Genomic DNA, 648 nt, shown 5'->3' with positions numbered 1-648 from the left:
CGGCACCGGCAATGGTTCATTGACGTTCAACGCCGACGGCTCCTACAGCTTCACCCCCGGCACCGACTTCGACGCTCTGGCCGCCGGCGAGAGCCGCGACGTCACCTTCAGCTATACCGCCACCGATAACGACGGTGGGGTCAGCGAGCCCAAGACGGTCACCATCACCGTCCCCGGTACCAACGATGCGCCGGTCGCTCAGGCAGGCACGGTCACGACGGAAGAGAACACGTTGCTGGCCGGCCAGGTGCCGGTCGCCACCGATGTCGATGGGACGATCGCCGGTTACGACCTGGTGACGGATGTCGGCACCGGCAACGGTAGCCTGACGTTCAATGCCGACGGTTCCTACAGCTTCGCCCCCGGCACCGACTTCGACGGTCTGGCTGCCGGCGAGAGCCGCGATGTCACCTTCAGCTACACCGCTATCGATAACGACGGCGGCGTCAGCGAGCCCAAGACGGTGACCATCAACGTCACCGGCACCAACGATGCCCCGGTCGCTCAGGCAGGCACGGCCACGACGGAAGAGAACACACTACTGACCGGCCAAGTGCCGGCGGCAAGTGACGTCGACGGCACCATCGCCGGTTATGACCTGGCGACGGATGTCGACACCGGCAACGGTAGCCTGACGTTCAATGCCGA

Annotated in this window: 1 protein-coding gene; it reads left to right on the top strand. The window is 65.1% G+C overall.

The window, feature by feature from the left end; translation table 11 throughout:
• The coding region (locus BTW07_RS19025) for an Ig-like domain-containing protein (RefSeq protein ID WP_167369295.1) at positions 1-648 on the top strand (648 nt) is incomplete at both ends.

The sequence above is a fragment of the Salinicola socius genome, from assembly GCF_001937195.1.
Taxonomy (GTDB): Bacteria; Pseudomonadota; Gammaproteobacteria; order Pseudomonadales; family Halomonadaceae; genus Salinicola; species Salinicola socius.
The sequence above is the reverse complement of the archived record's forward strand: the minus strand, read 5'-3'. Positions and strand labels throughout refer to the sequence as shown.